Genomic DNA, 15,612 nt, shown 5'->3' on the forward strand with positions numbered 1-15,612 from the left:
GGCTCGGGGCCGTCATGACCGCGATCGGTCACGACGGCCCCGAACCGCCGGTGATGGGTGGAGGGCGTGTCTAGCAGGCGCCGCTCACTCGCCGCCGACGGTGACGGTGTCGAAGTGCTCGGCCGTGAGCGGGCTCGTGACGAGCCCCTCGACGTCCTCGCTGACCACGATGGCCGGCGGGGAGTGCGAGATCGGAGCGCCGGGGACGTACTCCTCGGCGATCTTCTTGTTCAGCTCCTCGTACTTGGTGGCGCGCTCCTCCTCGTCGACCGTGCCGTCGGCCTCGGCCAGCTCCTTGGCGAGCTGCTCGCCGTATCCGGCCTCGACGGTGCCGAAGTCGTTGGCCGACGCGTTGCCGAAGAAGGTGCCGACGAAGTTGTCGGCCGAGTCGTAGTCACCCGTCCAGCCGAGCAGCCACGCGTCGTACTGACCGGCGTCGACGTTGTCGAGGTACCCGCCGTTCCACGGCTTCGTCGTCGCCTTGACCGTGATGCCGGCCGCCTCGAGGTTGTTCGCGATGGCCTCGTGGATCTTCTGCGGGTTGGGCATGTACGGCCGCGAGACCTGGCTCGGGTAGGCGAACTGCAGGGTGAGGTTCTCCGCGCCGGCCTCCTTCAGCAGCTGCTTGGCCTTGTCCACGTCGTGCGGGTAGGGCTCGAGGTCCTTGTTGTACCCCTTGACCGCCTCGGGCATGAACTGCGAGGCCGCGCTCGCACCCTCGGGCAGCTGGGAGCTGACGAGGCTCTCCCGGTCGATCGCGTAGTTGATCGCCTGCCGGACCTTGACGTCCTTCAGCTTCGGGTTCGACTCCGGGTTCAGGCCCATGTAGAGGATGTTGAAGGGGTCGCGGATCTCGACCTTGTTGCCGGCCTCCTCCAGACCCTTCCAGTCCACGGGGTTGGGCAGGTCGTAACCGTCGATGCTGCCGGCCTCGAGCTCCTGGCGACGGGTCGACTCGTCGGGGATGATCTTGAAGACGATCTTCTCGGTCTTCGCCTTCTCGCCCCAGTAGTCGTCGTTGCGGACGATGGTCACGGTCTTGTTGGCCTCGTCGTACTCCTCGAAGAGGTACGGACCGCTGCCGACGGGGTTCTTCGAGTTCTCGGGGTAGACGAAGCCCTGGCCCTGCGTCTTGACGTTGTTCGCGTTGCCCTCCTCGAGGGCCTTGGGCGACTGCATCGCGAAGGAGGAGAGGGAGAGCAGCGCGGGGAACTTCGAGGTGGCGCGCTTGACCGAGATGACGACGGTCTGCTCGTCCTCGACCTTGCAGCCGTCGTAGAGGGAGTCCTTGCCGAAGCCGCCCGTGCTGTAGGCCCAGTACTCGGCCGGGCCGGACTGGGCGGCCTCGTTCTGGTTGGCCATCCGCTCGAAGTTGGCGCACACGGCCTCGGCGTTCAGCGGCTCACCGTCACTGAACTGCACCCCTTCGCGCAGGGTGAAGGTCCAGTCCTTGCCGTCCTCGCTGGGCTCCCACTCGGTGGCCAGGCCAGGACCGAGCTCGGCGCTGCCGGGCTTGACCTCGACGAGGCCCTCGAAGATCTGGCGGGTGATGCGGAAGGTCTCGCCGTCGGTGGCGTAGAAGGGGTCGAACACCTCGGGGGCGCCCGCGGCGCCGAAGGTGAAGGTGCTGCCGCCCTCTCCGCCCCCGCCACCGGAGCCGTCGCGCTCGCTCTCGGCGCAGGCACTCAGGACCAGGGCCACCGCGGCGGCCGCGGCCAGCGGAGCTGATTTCCTCATCGACATGTGGTTCCTCGCTTGTCGTGCCGGCCCCGGACAGGACTGCCCGGAGAACCCCCGGTGTGACGTGATGCACACACGGGTTGACCCGGCAATCTAGCGGCAATGGTCGACTGCTGCGCGGTAAGCCGATCACCTTTACCGGAGTGATACCGCTTGTGCGGAGGGGGCCGCGACGAAGGGGGAAAACCCTCACCTGTCGGGTCGGTCCAGCGGGTGGCGACCGACGTCCATTTGGGCATGGGTGCGCGTCCTGAGAGAATCCCACCCATGCCCCTGACTTTCCGCCGCGACATCCGCAATGTCGCCATCGTCGCCCACGTCGACCACGGCAAGACCACCCTCGTCGACAAGATGCTCTGGCAGGGGGGAGCCTTCGGCGAGCACGACCACGTCGACGAGCGGGCCATGGACAGTGGCGACCTGGAGCGGGAGAAGGGCATCACCATCCTCGCCAAGAACACGGCGATCCACTACAACGGTCCCTCCGCGGCCGCCCACGGGGCCCCCGACGGCGCGACGATCAACATCATCGACACCCCCGGCCACGCCGACTTCGGTGGCGAGGTCGAGCGCGGTCTGTCCATGGTCGACGGGGTCGTCCTGCTCGTCGACGCCTCCGAGGGGCCGCTGCCGCAGACCCGCTTCGTCCTGCGCAAGGCTCTCGCAGCGAAGCTGCCGGTCATCCTGGCGATCAACAAGGTCGACCGTCCCGACAGCCGGATCGCCGACGTCGTCGACGAGGCCTACGAGCTGTTCATGGACCTCGACGCCGACGAGGACCAGATCGAGTTCCCGATCGTCTACACCTCGGGCAAGGCCGGCGCGGCCAGCATGACGCGACCGGACGACGGCACGTTGCCCGACAACGGCGACCTGGAGCCGCTGTTCCGAACGATCATGGAGACCATTCCGGCCCCGTCCTTCGAGGACGACGCCCCCCTCCAGGCGCACGTGACCAACCTCGACTCGAGCAACTTCCTCGGTCGCCTCGCGCTGCTGCGCGTCTTCAACGGCGAGCTGCGCAAGGGCCAGCAGGTGACCTGGTGCCGCCACGACGGCACCCAGCAGAAGGTCAAGATCACCGAGCTGCTCATCACCGAGGGCCTGGAGCGGGTGCCGATGGAGACCGGCACCGCCCGCCCGGGCGACATCATCGCCATCGCCGGCATCCCCGAGATCATGATCGGCGACACCATCGCTGACGCCGAGAACCCGATCCCGCTGCCGGTCATCACCGTCGACGAGCCGGCCATCTCGATGACCCTCGGCACCAACACCTCCCCGCTCGTCGGTCGTGGACCGACGAAGGGCACCAAGGTCACCGCGCGCATGGTCAAGGACCGGCTGGACAAGGAGCTCGTCGGCAACGTGTCGCTGCGCGTCCTGCCCACCGAGCGCCCCGATACCTGGGAGGTCCAGGGCCGCGGCGAGCTCGCGCTGGCGATCCTCGTCGAGCAGATGCGGCGCGAGGGCTTCGAGCTGACCATCGGCAAGCCGCAGGTGGTCACCCGCGAGGTCGACGGCAAGGTTCATGAGCCGGTCGAGCGCCTGACCATCGACACCCCCGAGGAGTACCTCGGCGCGATCACCCAGATCCTCGCCGCCCGCAAGGGCCGCATGGAGCAGATGACCAACCACGGCACCGGCTGGATCCGCATGGAGTTCCTCGTGCCCTCGCGTGGCCTCATCGGCTTCCGCACGGAGTTCCTCACCGAGACCCGCGGCACCGGCATCGCCCACCACGTCTTCGAGGACTACGAGCCGTGGTTCGGCACCATCACCACGCGCGTCTCCGGATCCCTCGTCGCCGACCGGTCCGGCCCCGTCACCTCCTACGCGATGGTCAACCTCCAGGAGCGCGGCACGCTCTTCACCGAGCCGGGCACCGAGGTCTACGAGGGCATGATCGTCGGCGAGAACTCCCGCGCCGACGACATGGACGTCAACATCACGAAGGAGAAGAAGCTGACGAACGTGCGTGCGTCGTCGGCGGACAACTTCGAGAAGGTCGTCCCTGCCCGTCGCCTCAGCCTGGAGCAGTCGCTGGAGTTCTGCCGCGAGGACGAGTGCGTCGAGGTCACCCCGGACGCCGTGCGCATCCGCAAGGTCGAGCTCGATCACACGTTGCGCGCCCGCAGCGCTGCCCGGGCCCGCAACTCCTGAGGAGGTCGGCGCCGATGAGGCGCTCCGCGCGTGGCACCCTCGCTGTCCTCACCTCGCTCGCCCTGGCGGGAGCGGTGGGATGTTCCAGCGACCTCGTGGACGACCTCGCCGACACCACCAGCGGCAGCGACTCCGACACGTCCACGGCCTCCGGGAGCGTCGCCGGGCCCGACGACCGGCTCACCGTCCTCGCAGCAGGGCCGGTCCAGGCGTGGGACCCCCAGCGGATCACCGACCGTCGCACGGCCGGCTTCGCCTCGCGCACGTGGATGCGTACGCTCACCGCCTACCAGCCCGACTCCGCCCTGTCCGGGCAGCGCACCCTGGTCGGCGACCTCGCGGAGGGCACCGGCGAACCCAGCAAGGACGCCACCACGTGGACCTTCTCGCTGCGCCCGGGGGGCACCTGGCAGGACGGCTCGACGATCACCTGCGAGGACGTGCGCCACGGGGTGGCCCGTTCCTTCGACCCCGAGGTCTCCTCCAGCGGCTACGCCCTGACCTACCTCGACATCCCCAAGGAGTCCGACGGGACCTCCACCTACCCCGGGCCCACCGGCAAGGAGGGGCGGTCGAAGAAGGCGAGGAAGCTGATCGACGAGGCCGTGGAGTGCACCGACCCCTCGACCGTCGTCTTCCACCTCTCGCAGCCGGTCGGCAACTTCGACGAGATCGTCTCCCTCCCCGAGTTCGCCCCGGTCAAGGCGGACCTGCCGGAGAAGGGGGCGACCTACCGCGCGTACTCCTCCGGGCCGTACGAGCTGGAGGACGGGTGGACCCCGTCCAAGGGCGGCACCTGGGTGCGCAACCCCGAGTGGAAACCCAAGTCGGACCCCCTTCGCCGACCGGGGCCCACCTCGATCGAGCACAAGGAGGGCGTGGCGCCCAAGGAGGCGCTGCGCACGATCATCGAGGGGAAGGACGGCGGGCGCACCCTCGCCCTCGACCCGATGCCCCCGGCCCTCGACGAGGCGATCAGCGAGGCGGGGCCGCTGGTCCAGACCGTGGACACCGACGGCCAGCTCGTCGACTACCTGGCTGTCAACGCCGAGAGCAAGGCCCTGCGCTCGCGCGACGTCCGCCGGGCCCTCGCCGCGGCGACCGACCGCGAGGCCTACGCTGCGAGCATGGGTACCGGCAGGGCGACGTGGTCCCTCCTGGGGACCGCTCTCCCCTCGGCACACGAGACCGTCCTCGACCACGGACCCCAGGGCAGCACCGAGGCGGCGAAGAAGCTGGTCGCCAAGGCCGACGTCGACACCCCGATCGAGCTGACCCTGGTCCACCGGGACACCGAGGACCTGGCTGCCGCGCTCGAGAAGCTCCTGCCGGGCTGGAGGGCCGCGGGCTTCGACGTCACGCTGGAGCCGGTCGACGAGGAGGAGTACTTCACGACGATCTCCTCCCGCGCGAGCGTCGAGGACCACGACCTCGTCTGGGCCAACTGGGGACCGGACCACCCGTCGGCGGCGACCGTGCTGCCCCCGCTCTTCGACGACCGGGTGAACCTGTCGAAGAAGTCGGTCGGTCGTGACCACGGTCAGTACGCCGACAAGGACGTCAACGAGGCCATGGACGAGGCGACCGGCACCCGAGACGACGCCGACCGTGCCGAGGAGTGGGCGACGATCGACACCGAGCTGCTCGAGGACGTGGCCTACCTGCCGCTGAGCCAGAGCCGACTGACGCACGTCGCCGGGTCGGAGGTCACCTCCTTCGTCGCGAACCCCGTCTACGGCGGGATCCCTGAGCTGGGACTGATCGGGGTGACGAGGTGAGCGCCCGCCTGCTGTTCGTCCACGCGCACCCGGACGACGAGTCGCTGGCCACCGGGGTCGCGATCGCCCACCACGTCGCCGCGGGTGACGAGGTGCACGTGCTCACCTGCACCCTCGGGGAACAGGGCGAGGTCATCCCGCCCGAGCTGGCCCACCTCGACGCCGACCACGAGGACACCCTCGGCGAGTACCGACGCGACGAGCTGCGGGCCGCGATGGCCGCGATCGGCGCCCGTCACCGCGTGCTCGGCGAGGAGCTGACGAGCGGGCGGACGTCCCGCTGGCGCGACTCCGGCATGGCCGGCACCGCCGGTGCGGAGCACCCGCGCGCCTGGGTGCGCGCGGACGACGGGGTGGCGGTCGATGCCGTCTCCGAGGTGCTCACCGACATCGCGCCCGACGTCGTCGTCACCTACGACGCCCACGGCGGCTACGACCATCCCGACCACATCCGCACCCACGAGGTGACCCGGTGGGCGGTCGCGGCCCTGCCCGAAGGGAGTCGGCCCGACCTCTTCGGGACGTTCACCCCGCGGTCGTGGGCGGAGGAGGACCGGCAGGTCCTGGCCACCGTGCCCGGTCTGGACGACCTCGGCTGGAGCCTGCCGACGGGGGCATTCCCCCCGTCGGTCGTCGACGACGAGGTGGTCACGCACGCCGTCGTCGACCCCGACGCCGTCGACCGGCAGATGGCCGCGCTGCGGCACCACCGCACGCAGGTCACGCTCGGGCCCGAGCGGACCTTCGCCCTCTCCAACGACATCGCTGCCCTCCTGTCGGGCCGGGAGGGCTATGCCCGCCTGGACCCCGGCACGGGGCAGCCCCTGGCGGGCGGCGGCGGGCCGCGCGGGCCGTTGGTGCAGCGATGAGCGGCCTGGAGGACACGAGCCTGCGCTTCGCGATGGGGCACTTCGCCACCGGGATCGCGATCGTGACGACGCTCGAGGACGGCCACGACCACGCGATGACCGCCAACTCCATCACGTCGGTCTCCCTCGAGCCACCGCTCGTCCTCGTCTCGGTCCGCAACGACTCCGGCTGGCTCGAGGCCGTGGACTCATCGGGTGTCTGGGGGGCCTCCCTGCTGCCCGAGTCCGGGCGCCCGGCGGCGAGCTGGCTCAGCACCGGCGGTCGGCCGTTGTATGGTCAGCTGTCGCAGATCCCGCACCACAGGGGGGAGCTCGGGGTGGCGCTCGTCGACGACGCGCTGGCCACGCTCGAGTGCCGGACCTACTCCAGGCACGTGGCGGGCGACCACACGATCGTCGTCGGCGAGGTCGTGGCCAGTCGTGCCGATGCCCGCCGGGACGACCCCCTGATCTACTACCGCAGCCGCTACACGAGCACGAGGTGACCGCATGACCCACGACGAGACCCGCACGGACGGGCATGAGCACGGCCGGGGTGGCCGGCGCCTCTGGGCCGCCGTCGGCTTCGTGATCCTCGTCCTCGCGGCGCTCTACGTCGCGGCGGCGGTGTACTTCGGTGACCGCGTGCCCGGTGACACCACGGTCGGGGACGTCTCCGTCAGCGGCATGACCCAGGCCCAGGCCCGCACGGCGCTTCGCGAGGGTCTTGCGGACGAGGCGGCCGAGCCGGTCGTCATCATGGTCGACGGCAAGGAGCGGACCATCGACCCCGCCGACGCCGGGCTGGCCCATGACTACGAGGCCTCCCTCGAGGGCCTGACCGGCTTCAGCCTCAACCCGGTGGACCTGTGGGCGCAGGCCACGGGCGACATCCACCGCGACGTCGAGGTCGACATCGACGAGGAGCAGCTCTCCGCCGCCGTCGACGAGGCGACGAAGGGCATGGACACCGAGCCCGTCGAGGGCAGCGTGGCGCTCGAGGGTGCGACGGTGCAGACCAAGAAGTCGAAGCTCGGTCTGACCGTGCAGCGCGACGAGCTGACCGCGGCCATCGCCGAGGGCTGGCCGGACCAGCACCAGTACGAGGCGCCGATCACCCGGCCCGAGCCGGAGCTGCTGCCGGAGGAGATCGACGCCTTCGTCGAGGACGAGCTCAGGCCGCTCGTCGCGGGCCCGGTGACGGTGAAGGCCTCCCGACCGGACGGTGGGAACGTCTCCTTCGAGGTCACCCCCGAGCAGCTGGCCACCGCCGTCTCGGTGACCAAGGAGGAGGGCGCGCTCGCCACGAAGGTCGACGAGGCCAAGGCGGGTGAGGCCGCCGCCACCGCCGCGAGCGACTCCGGGAAGTTCCCGGACGCCAGGGACGCCGTGGTCACGCGGTCCGGCTCGGGCTTCGACGTCTCGCCCTCACGCACCGGTTTGACGCTGGAGACCAAGGGCCTGGGAGCCGAGGTCGTCGAGGCGATGGACAAGAAGGGCGACGAGCGGGTCGCCACGGCGTCGGCGACGACGACGCAGCCGGAGCTGACCACGCAGAAGGCCAGGAGCACCCTGCCGAAGGAGACCATCTCCAGCTTCACGACGTACCTGCCGGACAACCCGGTCCGCACGGCCAACATCAGGCTGGCCGCGCGCACCCTCGACGGCGCGTACGTCGCGCCGGGGGAGACCTTCTCCCTCAATCAGCGCCTGGGCGAGCGCACCGCGGCCAAGGGCTACAAGCAGGCCGGCGTCATCTACAACGGCCGGCTGGCCAAGGACTACGGCGGCGGCATCTCCCAGCTGTCGACGACGCTGTTCAACGCCGTCTTCTTCTCCGGGGCGAGGATCGAGGAGTTCCACCCGCACTCCTTCTACATCTCGCGCTACCCCGAGGGCCGCGAGGCGACGATCTCCTGGCCGAACCTCGACAACCGGTTCACCAACGACACCGGCGCCGGCATCCTCATCAACGCCTCGGTCAGCGGCAACGAGGTCACCGTGAGCTTCTCCGGCCGCAAGGCGTACGACGAGATCAGGTCCGACAAGAGCCCGCGGCGCAACATCGTCGAGCCGGAGCGGATCACCGACGACAGCGACAAGTGCGTGCCGCAGTCGCCCAACCCCGGCTTCACCGTCGACATCACCCGGTCGTTCATCCAGAACGGCAGCACCGTGAAGTCCTCGTCCTTCACGACCGTCTACGACGCCGCCGACCACATCGTCTGCACGGGCTGACGGACCCCTCGACGGGTGTGCCCGCCGGGGGGCGCGGTGGTCTCAGGAGTACTCGTAGGCCAGCACCGGTCCGTCGACGTGGACCGGCACGACCTCACCGACCTCGGGCGTGCGTCGCCCGGTGACCCGGACGGTGACCTCGGTGCCGTCGACGAGCGCGACCCGCACGAGCGCGTGGGCACCGTGGTAGCGCGTGTCCAGCACGGTGCCGTGGGCGCAGGCCGGGGCATCGGTGAGGGTGAGGTCCTCCGGGCGGACGACGACGTCGACGACCGCCGAGGAGGCGAAGGGGGTGGCCCCCGCCGGGGTGTGCACCACACCGAGGGCGCAGCTGATCCCGCCGTCCGCGGGTCGGCCCGGCAGGCGCACGACGTCACCGAGGAAGGCGGCCTCCCGGATGTCCACGGGGGACTCGTAGATCTCCCGGGGCGTGCCGACCTGGCTGAAGCGGCCGTCGCGCATGATCGCGACCTGGTCGGCGAAGGAGAGCGCCTCCTGCTGGTCGTGCGTGACGAGGATCGTCGTGGCCCCGGCCTCCGCGAGCGCCCGGGCCACTGCCTCCCTGGTGCTGGCGCGCAGCGCCGTGTCGAGGGAGGAGAAGGGCTCGTCGAGCAGGACGACGCGGGGGGAGAGCGCCAGCGCCCGCGCGAGTGCCACGCGCTGCTGCTGGCCCCCGGAGAGCTGGTCCGGGCGCTTGGTCGAGATGTCGCCGGGAAGGCCCACGAGCTCGAGCAGCTCGCCGACGCGCTCGCGCCGGCGGCGGGACGCCCGGGGCATGCCGAAGGTGATGTTGCCGCCGACGTCCAGGTGCGGGAAGAGGCCGCCGTCCTGGCGCACGTAGCCGACCCCGCGCCGCTCCGGGGGCACCGCGCGGCCGCTGCCGGCCACGAGCTGCTCGCCGACGCGGACGGTGCCCGCCTCGGGTGCGAGGAAGCCGGTGATGACCCGCAGCAGGGTGGTCTTGCCCCCACCGGAGGCACCGAGGACGGCTGTCGTGGTGCCGCTCGGCACGGTGAGGTCGATGTCCTGCAGGACGGGCACGCCGCCGTACCCGACGCGGACGCCGTCGATCTGGACTGTACTCATTGCTCGATCCCACTCTGTCGGAGCATCAGGACGGTCAGGGGTGCGGACAACAGGATCATCATCGCCGCATAGGGGGCCGCACCCACGTAGTCGAACTCGTCGCTGGCGGCCCAGAAGGCGGTGGCAAGCGTCGAGGTCCCCGTCGGGGCGAGGAGCAGGGTGGCGGTCAGCTCGGTGGCGGCCGCGATGGCGACCAGGGCCGCACCGGTGAGCACCGACGGCAGCATCAGCGGCAGCACGACGCGACGGAAGGCGCCCACGGGTCCGGTGCCCAGGGAGCGGGCCGCCTCGCCCAGCTCCGGCGGCGCCGCGGCCAGCCCGGCGCGCAGGGAGATCATCGCGCGGGGAATGAAGAGGATCGTGTAACCGAGCACGAGGATGAAGGGGCTCTGGTAGATGCCCGGCAGGTAGCTGACGGTGAGGGTGATCATCGCCAGGCCGATGACGGCGCCGGGCAGGGAGCTGGCGACGTACGTGGCGCGCTCGAGCAGCATCGTCCACCCGGTGCGGCGGCGGCTCAGCAGCCACGCTCCGGGGAAGGCCATGGCGGTCGCGAGCGCGGCCGCGGCGAGGGCGAGCGAGACCGACGAGCCGGTGGTCAGCAGCAGCGAGGGTCGGGGGAAGGCATCGGTGTCGGGCGTCGTGAGGTGGGCGAGCAGCCACCGGCCGACGGTGGTCACCGGGACGACGAGGGCGATGACCACCACGAGCCCGAGGGCGGTGGTGGCGATCGGGGACCACCGGCCGAGGCGAACGGGGTCGGCGCGACGGTGCACACCCCGGCCGACCCGGGAGGTGCGGGCGGTACCGCGCAGGAGGTGCTCGAAGGTGAGCACGGTGAGGCAGAGGAGGGTGAGGACGAGGGCGAGCAGGCTGCCCCGGTGGCTGTTGAAGCTGACCTCGTACTGCACGAGGATCGCGGTCGTGAAGGTCTGGTAGCGCATCATCTCGAGCACGCCGAACTCCGCGAGCAGGTGCAGCGCGACCAGGAGCGCGCCGCCGCTCGCGGCCGGGCGCAGCCGGGGCAGGACCGTGCGCCACCAGGCGGCGAAGGGGGTGGCCCCCAGGGCGCGGGCGTCCTCCACCGGCGAGGCGTCCAGGTCGCGCAGGATAGCGGCGACGGGGAGGTAGACGAAGGGGAAGTACGCGGCGGTCGTCACCAGCGCAGCACCGCCGAGGCCGTCGAGACCCGGCCAGATGGAGATCCACGCATAGCTGGCGACGAAGGCCGGGACCGCGAGCGGAGCACCGAGCGCCACCCGCCACACCCCGGCGAAGGCCAGGTCGGTGCGCTCGACGAGCCAGGCGGCGCCCACGCCCAGGACGAGGCATGCGGGCACGGTGACGAGCACGAGCACGACCGTGTTGCCCAGCAGCTCGCCGATGTGGGGTCGCAGCAGGTAGTCCAGGACCGCGCGGGGAGAGGCGGCCATCCCATCCGCGGCGACGACCGCGATCGGGAGCAGCGTGACGGCCGCGACGAGGATCGCCGCGGCCGTCACGAGCTGCTTAGAGGATGCCGGCATCCGTCATCATCTGCGTGACCTTCTCCGAGTCGAGGTCGACCGGGTCGATGGCCGGGGCCTCGAGGGACTCCAGTGTCGGCAGGTCGGGGTCGGAGGTCGCGCCCTTGGCGACGGAGTACTCCTTGGAGCCGCTGGTCTCGAGGACCTTCTGGCCCTCGTCCGAGAGGATGTAGGCGAGGAACTCCTGCGCCTTCTTCGGGTGCTCGGCGTTCTTGAGCACGCCTGCGGCGGAGAGGCTGACGAACGCGCCGGGGTCGCCGTTCCTGAAGTAGTGCAGCTTGGTGTTGCCCGAGCCCTCCTGGGTCTCGGCCTGGTCGCGGTACCAGTAGTAGTGGTAGATGACGCCCATCGGCACCTCACCGGCGTTGACCGCGTTCATCGTGGCGACGTTGTGCTTGTAGATCTCCGCGTTCTCCTGCAGGCCCTCGAGCCACGCGGCGGTCTTCTCCTCGCCCTGGTCGGCGAGCATGCCGGCGACGATGGCCTGGAAGTCGGCCTGGGTGGCGCCGGCACCCCACATGCCCTGGTACTCGGGCTTCTGCAGGTCCATCAGCGACTCGGGCAGCTCCGACTCGGCGATCTCGTCCGGGTTGTAGACGAGGACGGTCGAGCGTGCCGCGACGCTGGTCCAGTTGCCGCTGGAGGGGCGGCGGTCCTTCGGGACGAGCTCCAGCGTCGAGTCGTCGACGGGGGCGAGCAGGTCGTTCTGCTCGACGAGGGTCATCGCCGGGCTGTTCTCGGTGAGGAAGACGTCGGCGGGGGACTCGGCGCCCTCCTCGACGATCATGTGCCCCATCGAGGCGTCCTCGCCGGGGCGGATCTGGGTCGCGATGCCGCTCTGCTCCTCGAAGCCCTCCGCCCAGGCCTGGGTGAGGTTGTCGTGCTGGCTGGAGTAGATCTGCAGCGCGTCCGGGTCGGGCGAGTAGCTCTCGCCGGCACCCCCGCACGCGGACAGTGCCAGGACCGACGAGGTCAGGGCGGTGGTGATCAGGGTGCGACGACGCATGGGGTGTCCTCGGGGTGTCGGTGTCGGTGACGGGGAGTGGTGGGGGCGATGAGCTCGGTCAGGGCGCGCGTCGGGGGGTGCAGCAGGGCCCAGGCCGCGACGCCGGCCGCCAGGCTCAGCACGAGCGCGATGAGGCCGTTGTCGATGTACGGGTAGATCCGGAACTGCACGAGGTAGATGTGCAGCGACGCGGTGGCGAGCAGGCCGGTGAGCGGGGCCAGCAGCCGTGGCAGCGGGATCCGCGGGACGAGGGCGAGGACGACGACCGCGGCGAGCACGGTGGCCCCGCGCGTGGGGTCGAAGAAGAAGCCGACCATGCCGACCGCGGTGAGGGCGAGTGCGGCCAGGTGCTGCCGTCGGGTCGTGGCCACCCCGAGCGCCATGCCGACGGCGAAGAGCCACAGGACGCTGCCGGGAAGGCCGCTGATCGACCCGGTGGGGTCGGGGATGAGGAGGTAGCGCGGGACGAGCGCGAGCCCGGCGAGCCCCATGCTCCAGGCCCACGGGGAGCGCAGGTAGGCGCGCCTGGTCGCGGGCACCGCCATCAGGGCCAGGACGAGCACGATGCACGCGAGCAGCGCCTCGATGAACCACAGCTGCACCCGTGGGCCGTCGCTGACGACGGTGCCGACGAGCCAGTTGACGAGGAAGACGTTGGCCCAGTCGTAGCCTCCTCCGGCCAGGCGCACCGCGAGGGCGACGAGCACGGATGGCACGACGAGCGCGACGACGGCGCGGATCCCCCGCCGGCGGTGCTCCGCCGGGTCGGAGGAGACGAGGGTGAAGCGGGCCATGGCCCAGCCGGCGACGACGAGGAGGGTGTGGGCCCCACCCGGCCAGCTGACCAGCCCGATGTGCGAGGCGCAGATGGCCAGCACCGCGGCGGCGCGCAGCACCACGGGGGTCTCCAGCCAGCTGATGGCACCGGTCCGTCCGCTGGTGGTGCGGACGAGCTCGGTCAGCGGCACCCGGTGCCAGTCTGAGGGGAGGGGCCCGAGGACCTTCTCGAGCCGGACCGATGTCTGCACGAGACTGTAGGAGTCACCGCCGAGCTCGGTGAAGGAGCGGCCCGCGTCGATGTCGTCGCGGCCGAGGGCGGAGGCGACGACGCCGACGGTGGCGCCCAGACGGTCGCCGTCGGCAGCGTCGGCCGCGTCGTCCGCCCGCTCGGCGTGGTCGAGGGCGTGACGACGGCAGCCGGCCCGGTCGGTCTTGCCGTTGGCCAGCCGCGGCAGCCCGGCGATCGGGGCGACGACGACGGAGCCGGGGGGCAGGCCCGAGGCCTCCGCGGCGAGGGCGCGCACCTCTCGTGCGCTCTCCCGCGTGCCGGGACCGGCGGGGTCCGCCACGAGCGTGACGAGGAGCCGCTGGGCGTCGGAGGTGACGACGACGTCGTGGCCGGCCGCCGTGATCGCCTCGGAGACCCGCCCGAGGTCGATGCGCAGGCCCATAACCTTCGCGACCTGGTCACGCCGGCCGACGATGCGCACCAGCCCGTCGTCGCCGATCCGCCCCAGGTCGCCGGTGCGCAGCTCGGTGACCATCCGGCCGAGCGCGAGCTCGTCGGCGTGCTCGGCGTAGCCGAGCATCACCCCGGGGCCGGTGAAGACGAGCTCGCCGACCTCGTCGGACCCGCCGGGCACGTCGTGGTCGAGCCGGAAGGAGGAGTTCGCGATCGGCGCCCCGACGGAGTCGGGGTGGGCGAGGACGTCGCGGCCGGGGAGGACCGCCATCCGCGCGGTCGCCTCCGTCTGCCCGTACATGACGGCCAGCTGCCACCCCTTCGCCCGCCCGGTCTCGGCGATCTCGGTCACGCGCTCGGGGGCCATCGCACCGCCCGCCTGGGTGACCAGCCGTAGGCCCGGCAGGTTGCCGCGCAGCCGGGAGCCGACGAGGTCGAAGGTGTGCGGGACCCCGGCGAAGAGGGTGGCGCGGTGCTCGGCCTGCAGCCGCCAGAAGCGGTCGTCCGTGACCGAGTGGTCGGTGACCACGACGCTGCCGCCGACGAGCAGGACGCTGTGCAGCACCGACAGGCCGTAGCAGTAGTGCAGGGGAAGGGAGGTGATCGCCCGGTCGTCGGCGTCCAGCTCGAGGGCGGTCGCGATGCCGTCGGCGTTGGCCGCGAGGTTGTCGTGGGTCAGGCGCACGAGCTTGGGGCTCCCGGTGCTGCCCGAGGTGGACAGCAGCAGCGCCAGGTCCGGGTGGAGGAGGTGCTGGGCGTCGGGGGAGATCACCTCGACGTCGGCGCCGGCGAGGCGCACGTCGGGGGCGAACCGGTCCGTGACGGACGTGGCCTGCGGGCCGGTCACCAGCGCGACGTGGCCGGCTGCGAGGACGGCGAGGTACCCGACGACGTCGTCGAGGTGCTCGGTCAGTGGCAGGTGGACCAGGCGACGGCCGGTGGCCACGTCCGGCAGTCGCTCGACCACGGCGGCGACCCGCACGGCCAGCTCGTCGTGGGCGAGCGTGCGCTCGCGCGTGATCAGCGCCGTCGACGTGCAGGTGGGGTGCAGGAACGGTACCGCCCACCGGCTGCCGCTCGCGGGAGCCGGGACCGGCATCTCGTGCAGCTCCGCGAGCAGTGACATGAGGTTTGCCTATCCTTGGTTCTGACGGCGAAACAGTACCGCGCCCCACCACCCGGAGGAAACATGGCCGTGCGAGATGGTCAGGTCGTGGACCTGTGGTGGGCCGACTTGCGCTCTGCGGAGGCGCGACTGTTCGCCTTCCTCGACGATCGCGAGCTCGAGCGCCTGGAGCGGATGGACCGCGCGGGGGACCGCGGTCGGTTCGCCCTCGGGGCGGTGCTGCTGCGGGTCGCCGTCGCGGCGGCCACGGGGGTCGAGCCGCGATCGGTCACGGTCGAGCGCACGTGCACCGACTGCGGCGCGCCCCACGGCGCGCCCCGGGTCGCCGGAGCGCGGGTCAGCGTCGCGCACGCCGGTCCGCTCGTCCTCGTCGGGACGGCGGACGTCGCGGTCGGGGTCGACGTCGAGTCCGTCGACCGGGGTGAGGACGTGGCGCGCTGGGTCGTGCGGGAGGCGCTCTTCAAGGCGGGCGCCGCGCCGCAGGCGCCGGTGGCCTCGCTGATGGTCCCGGCGCCGTGGCCCCGGTACCTCGCGGCGCTCGCCTGCGCCGGCCCGGACCAGCCGGTGGTCGTGACCCACGACCTCGACGAGTCCGCCGCGGCCCTCGAGCAGCTCGCCGCGGGCAGGTGGCCCTGACGT

11 protein-coding genes are annotated in these 15,612 nt (G+C 71.4%); 6 read left to right on the forward strand and 5 right to left on the reverse strand.

Features of this window, described 5'->3' with window-relative positions; all coding sequences use genetic code 11:
- Nucleotides 1-84: 84 nt before the first annotated feature.
- Entirely contained in the window at nt 85-1,743 is a 1,659-nt protein-coding gene (locus O9K63_RS16035) for an ABC transporter substrate-binding protein (RefSeq protein WP_277239489.1), read from the reverse strand.
- A gap of 264 nt (nt 1,744-2,007) precedes the next feature.
- On the opposite strand from O9K63_RS16035, the gene typA reads away from it, so the two are divergent.
- The 5 genes from typA to O9K63_RS16060 are packed head-to-tail and all read left to right on the forward strand — an operon-like array spanning nt 2,008 to nt 8,767.
- Nucleotides 2,008-3,903, forward strand: coding sequence for a translational GTPase TypA (typA, locus tag O9K63_RS16040; protein ID WP_277239490.1), 1,896 nt, complete (start codon nt 2,008-2,010; stop codon nt 3,901-3,903).
- A gap of 14 nt (nt 3,904-3,917) precedes the next feature.
- A complete protein-coding gene (locus O9K63_RS16045) occupies nt 3,918-5,681 on the forward strand; it encodes an ABC transporter substrate-binding protein (protein ID WP_277239492.1) in 1,764 nt (587 codons plus the stop codon).
- Nucleotides 5,678-6,550, forward strand: coding sequence for an N-acetyl-1-D-myo-inositol-2-amino-2-deoxy-alpha-D-glucopyranoside deacetylase (gene mshB / locus O9K63_RS16050; RefSeq protein WP_277239494.1), 873 nt, complete (start codon nt 5,678-5,680; stop codon nt 6,548-6,550). Before O9K63_RS16045 ends, mshB begins: the two co-directional genes overlap by 4 nt.
- A complete protein-coding gene (locus O9K63_RS16055; RefSeq protein ID WP_277239496.1) occupies nt 6,547-7,035 on the forward strand; it encodes a flavin reductase family protein in 489 nt (162 codons plus the stop codon). Before mshB ends, O9K63_RS16055 begins: the two co-directional genes overlap by 4 nt.
- Nucleotides 7,036-7,039: 4 nt before the next feature.
- A complete protein-coding gene (locus O9K63_RS16060; protein ID WP_277239499.1) occupies nt 7,040-8,767 on the forward strand; it encodes a VanW family protein in 1,728 nt (575 codons plus the stop codon).
- Nucleotides 8,768-8,809: 42 nt separating this feature from the next.
- Here O9K63_RS16060 and O9K63_RS16065 read toward each other — a convergent pair whose 3' ends face one another.
- From O9K63_RS16065 to O9K63_RS16080, 4 genes are read right to left on the reverse strand one after another with little or no spacing between them, the layout of a single operon-like run.
- A complete protein-coding gene (locus O9K63_RS16065) occupies nt 8,810-9,853 on the reverse strand; it encodes an ABC transporter ATP-binding protein (protein WP_277239501.1) in 1,044 nt (347 codons plus the stop codon).
- Nucleotides 9,850-11,379: an ABC transporter permease gene (locus O9K63_RS16070; RefSeq protein WP_277239503.1), complete on the reverse strand. Its 1,530-nt coding sequence runs from the start codon at nt 11,377-11,379 to the stop codon at nt 9,850-9,852. The genes O9K63_RS16065 and O9K63_RS16070 overlap by 4 nt, the downstream gene beginning before the upstream one ends.
- Complete coding sequence (locus O9K63_RS16075; RefSeq protein WP_277239505.1) at nt 11,363-12,385, reverse strand: extracellular solute-binding protein; 1,023 nt, start codon at nt 12,383-12,385, stop codon at nt 11,363-11,365. The genes O9K63_RS16070 and O9K63_RS16075 overlap by 17 nt, the downstream gene beginning before the upstream one ends.
- Entirely contained in the window at nt 12,367-14,973 is a 2,607-nt protein-coding gene (locus O9K63_RS16080; protein ID WP_277239507.1) for a non-ribosomal peptide synthetase, read from the reverse strand. The genes O9K63_RS16075 and O9K63_RS16080 overlap by 19 nt, the downstream gene beginning before the upstream one ends.
- Nucleotides 14,974-15,036: 63 nt before the next feature.
- On the opposite strand from O9K63_RS16080, the gene O9K63_RS16085 reads away from it, so the two are divergent.
- Nucleotides 15,037-15,609, forward strand: coding sequence for a 4'-phosphopantetheinyl transferase family protein (locus tag O9K63_RS16085; RefSeq protein WP_277239509.1), 573 nt, complete (start codon nt 15,037-15,039; stop codon nt 15,607-15,609).
- The last annotated feature ends 3 nt before the right edge of the window (nt 15,610-15,612 follow it).

The organism is Janibacter cremeus (genome assembly GCF_029395675.1).
Lineage (GTDB): Bacteria > Actinomycetota > Actinomycetes > Actinomycetales > Dermatophilaceae > Janibacter > Janibacter cremeus_A.

Excerpts from the sequence above, each read along its gene's own strand:
- O9K63_RS16055 (WP_277239496.1), top strand. The coding sequence starts at position 6,547 with ATGAGCGGCCTGGAGGACACGAGCCTGCGCTTCGCGATGGGGCACTTC.
- O9K63_RS16035 (WP_277239489.1), bottom strand. The coding sequence starts at position 1,743 with ATGTCGATGAGGAAATCAGCTCCGCTGGCCGCGGCCGCCGCGGTGGCC.
- O9K63_RS16075 (WP_277239505.1), bottom strand. The coding sequence starts at position 12,385 with ATGCGTCGTCGCACCCTGATCACCACCGCCCTGACCTCGTCGGTCCTG.
- O9K63_RS16060 (WP_277239499.1), top strand. The coding sequence starts at position 7,040 with ATGACCCACGACGAGACCCGCACGGACGGGCATGAGCACGGCCGGGGT.
- O9K63_RS16045 (WP_277239492.1), top strand. The coding sequence starts at position 3,918 with ATGAGGCGCTCCGCGCGTGGCACCCTCGCTGTCCTCACCTCGCTCGCC.
- O9K63_RS16065 (WP_277239501.1), bottom strand. The coding sequence starts at position 9,853 with ATGAGTACAGTCCAGATCGACGGCGTCCGCGTCGGGTACGGCGGCGTG.
- O9K63_RS16085 (WP_277239509.1), top strand. The coding sequence starts at position 15,037 with ATGGCCGTGCGAGATGGTCAGGTCGTGGACCTGTGGTGGGCCGACTTG.
- typA (WP_277239490.1), top strand. The coding sequence starts at position 2,008 with ATGCCCCTGACTTTCCGCCGCGACATCCGCAATGTCGCCATCGTCGCC.
- O9K63_RS16070 (WP_277239503.1), bottom strand. The coding sequence starts at position 11,379 with ATGCCGGCATCCTCTAAGCAGCTCGTGACGGCCGCGGCGATCCTCGTC.
- O9K63_RS16080 (WP_277239507.1), bottom strand. The coding sequence starts at position 14,973 with ATGTCACTGCTCGCGGAGCTGCACGAGATGCCGGTCCCGGCTCCCGCG.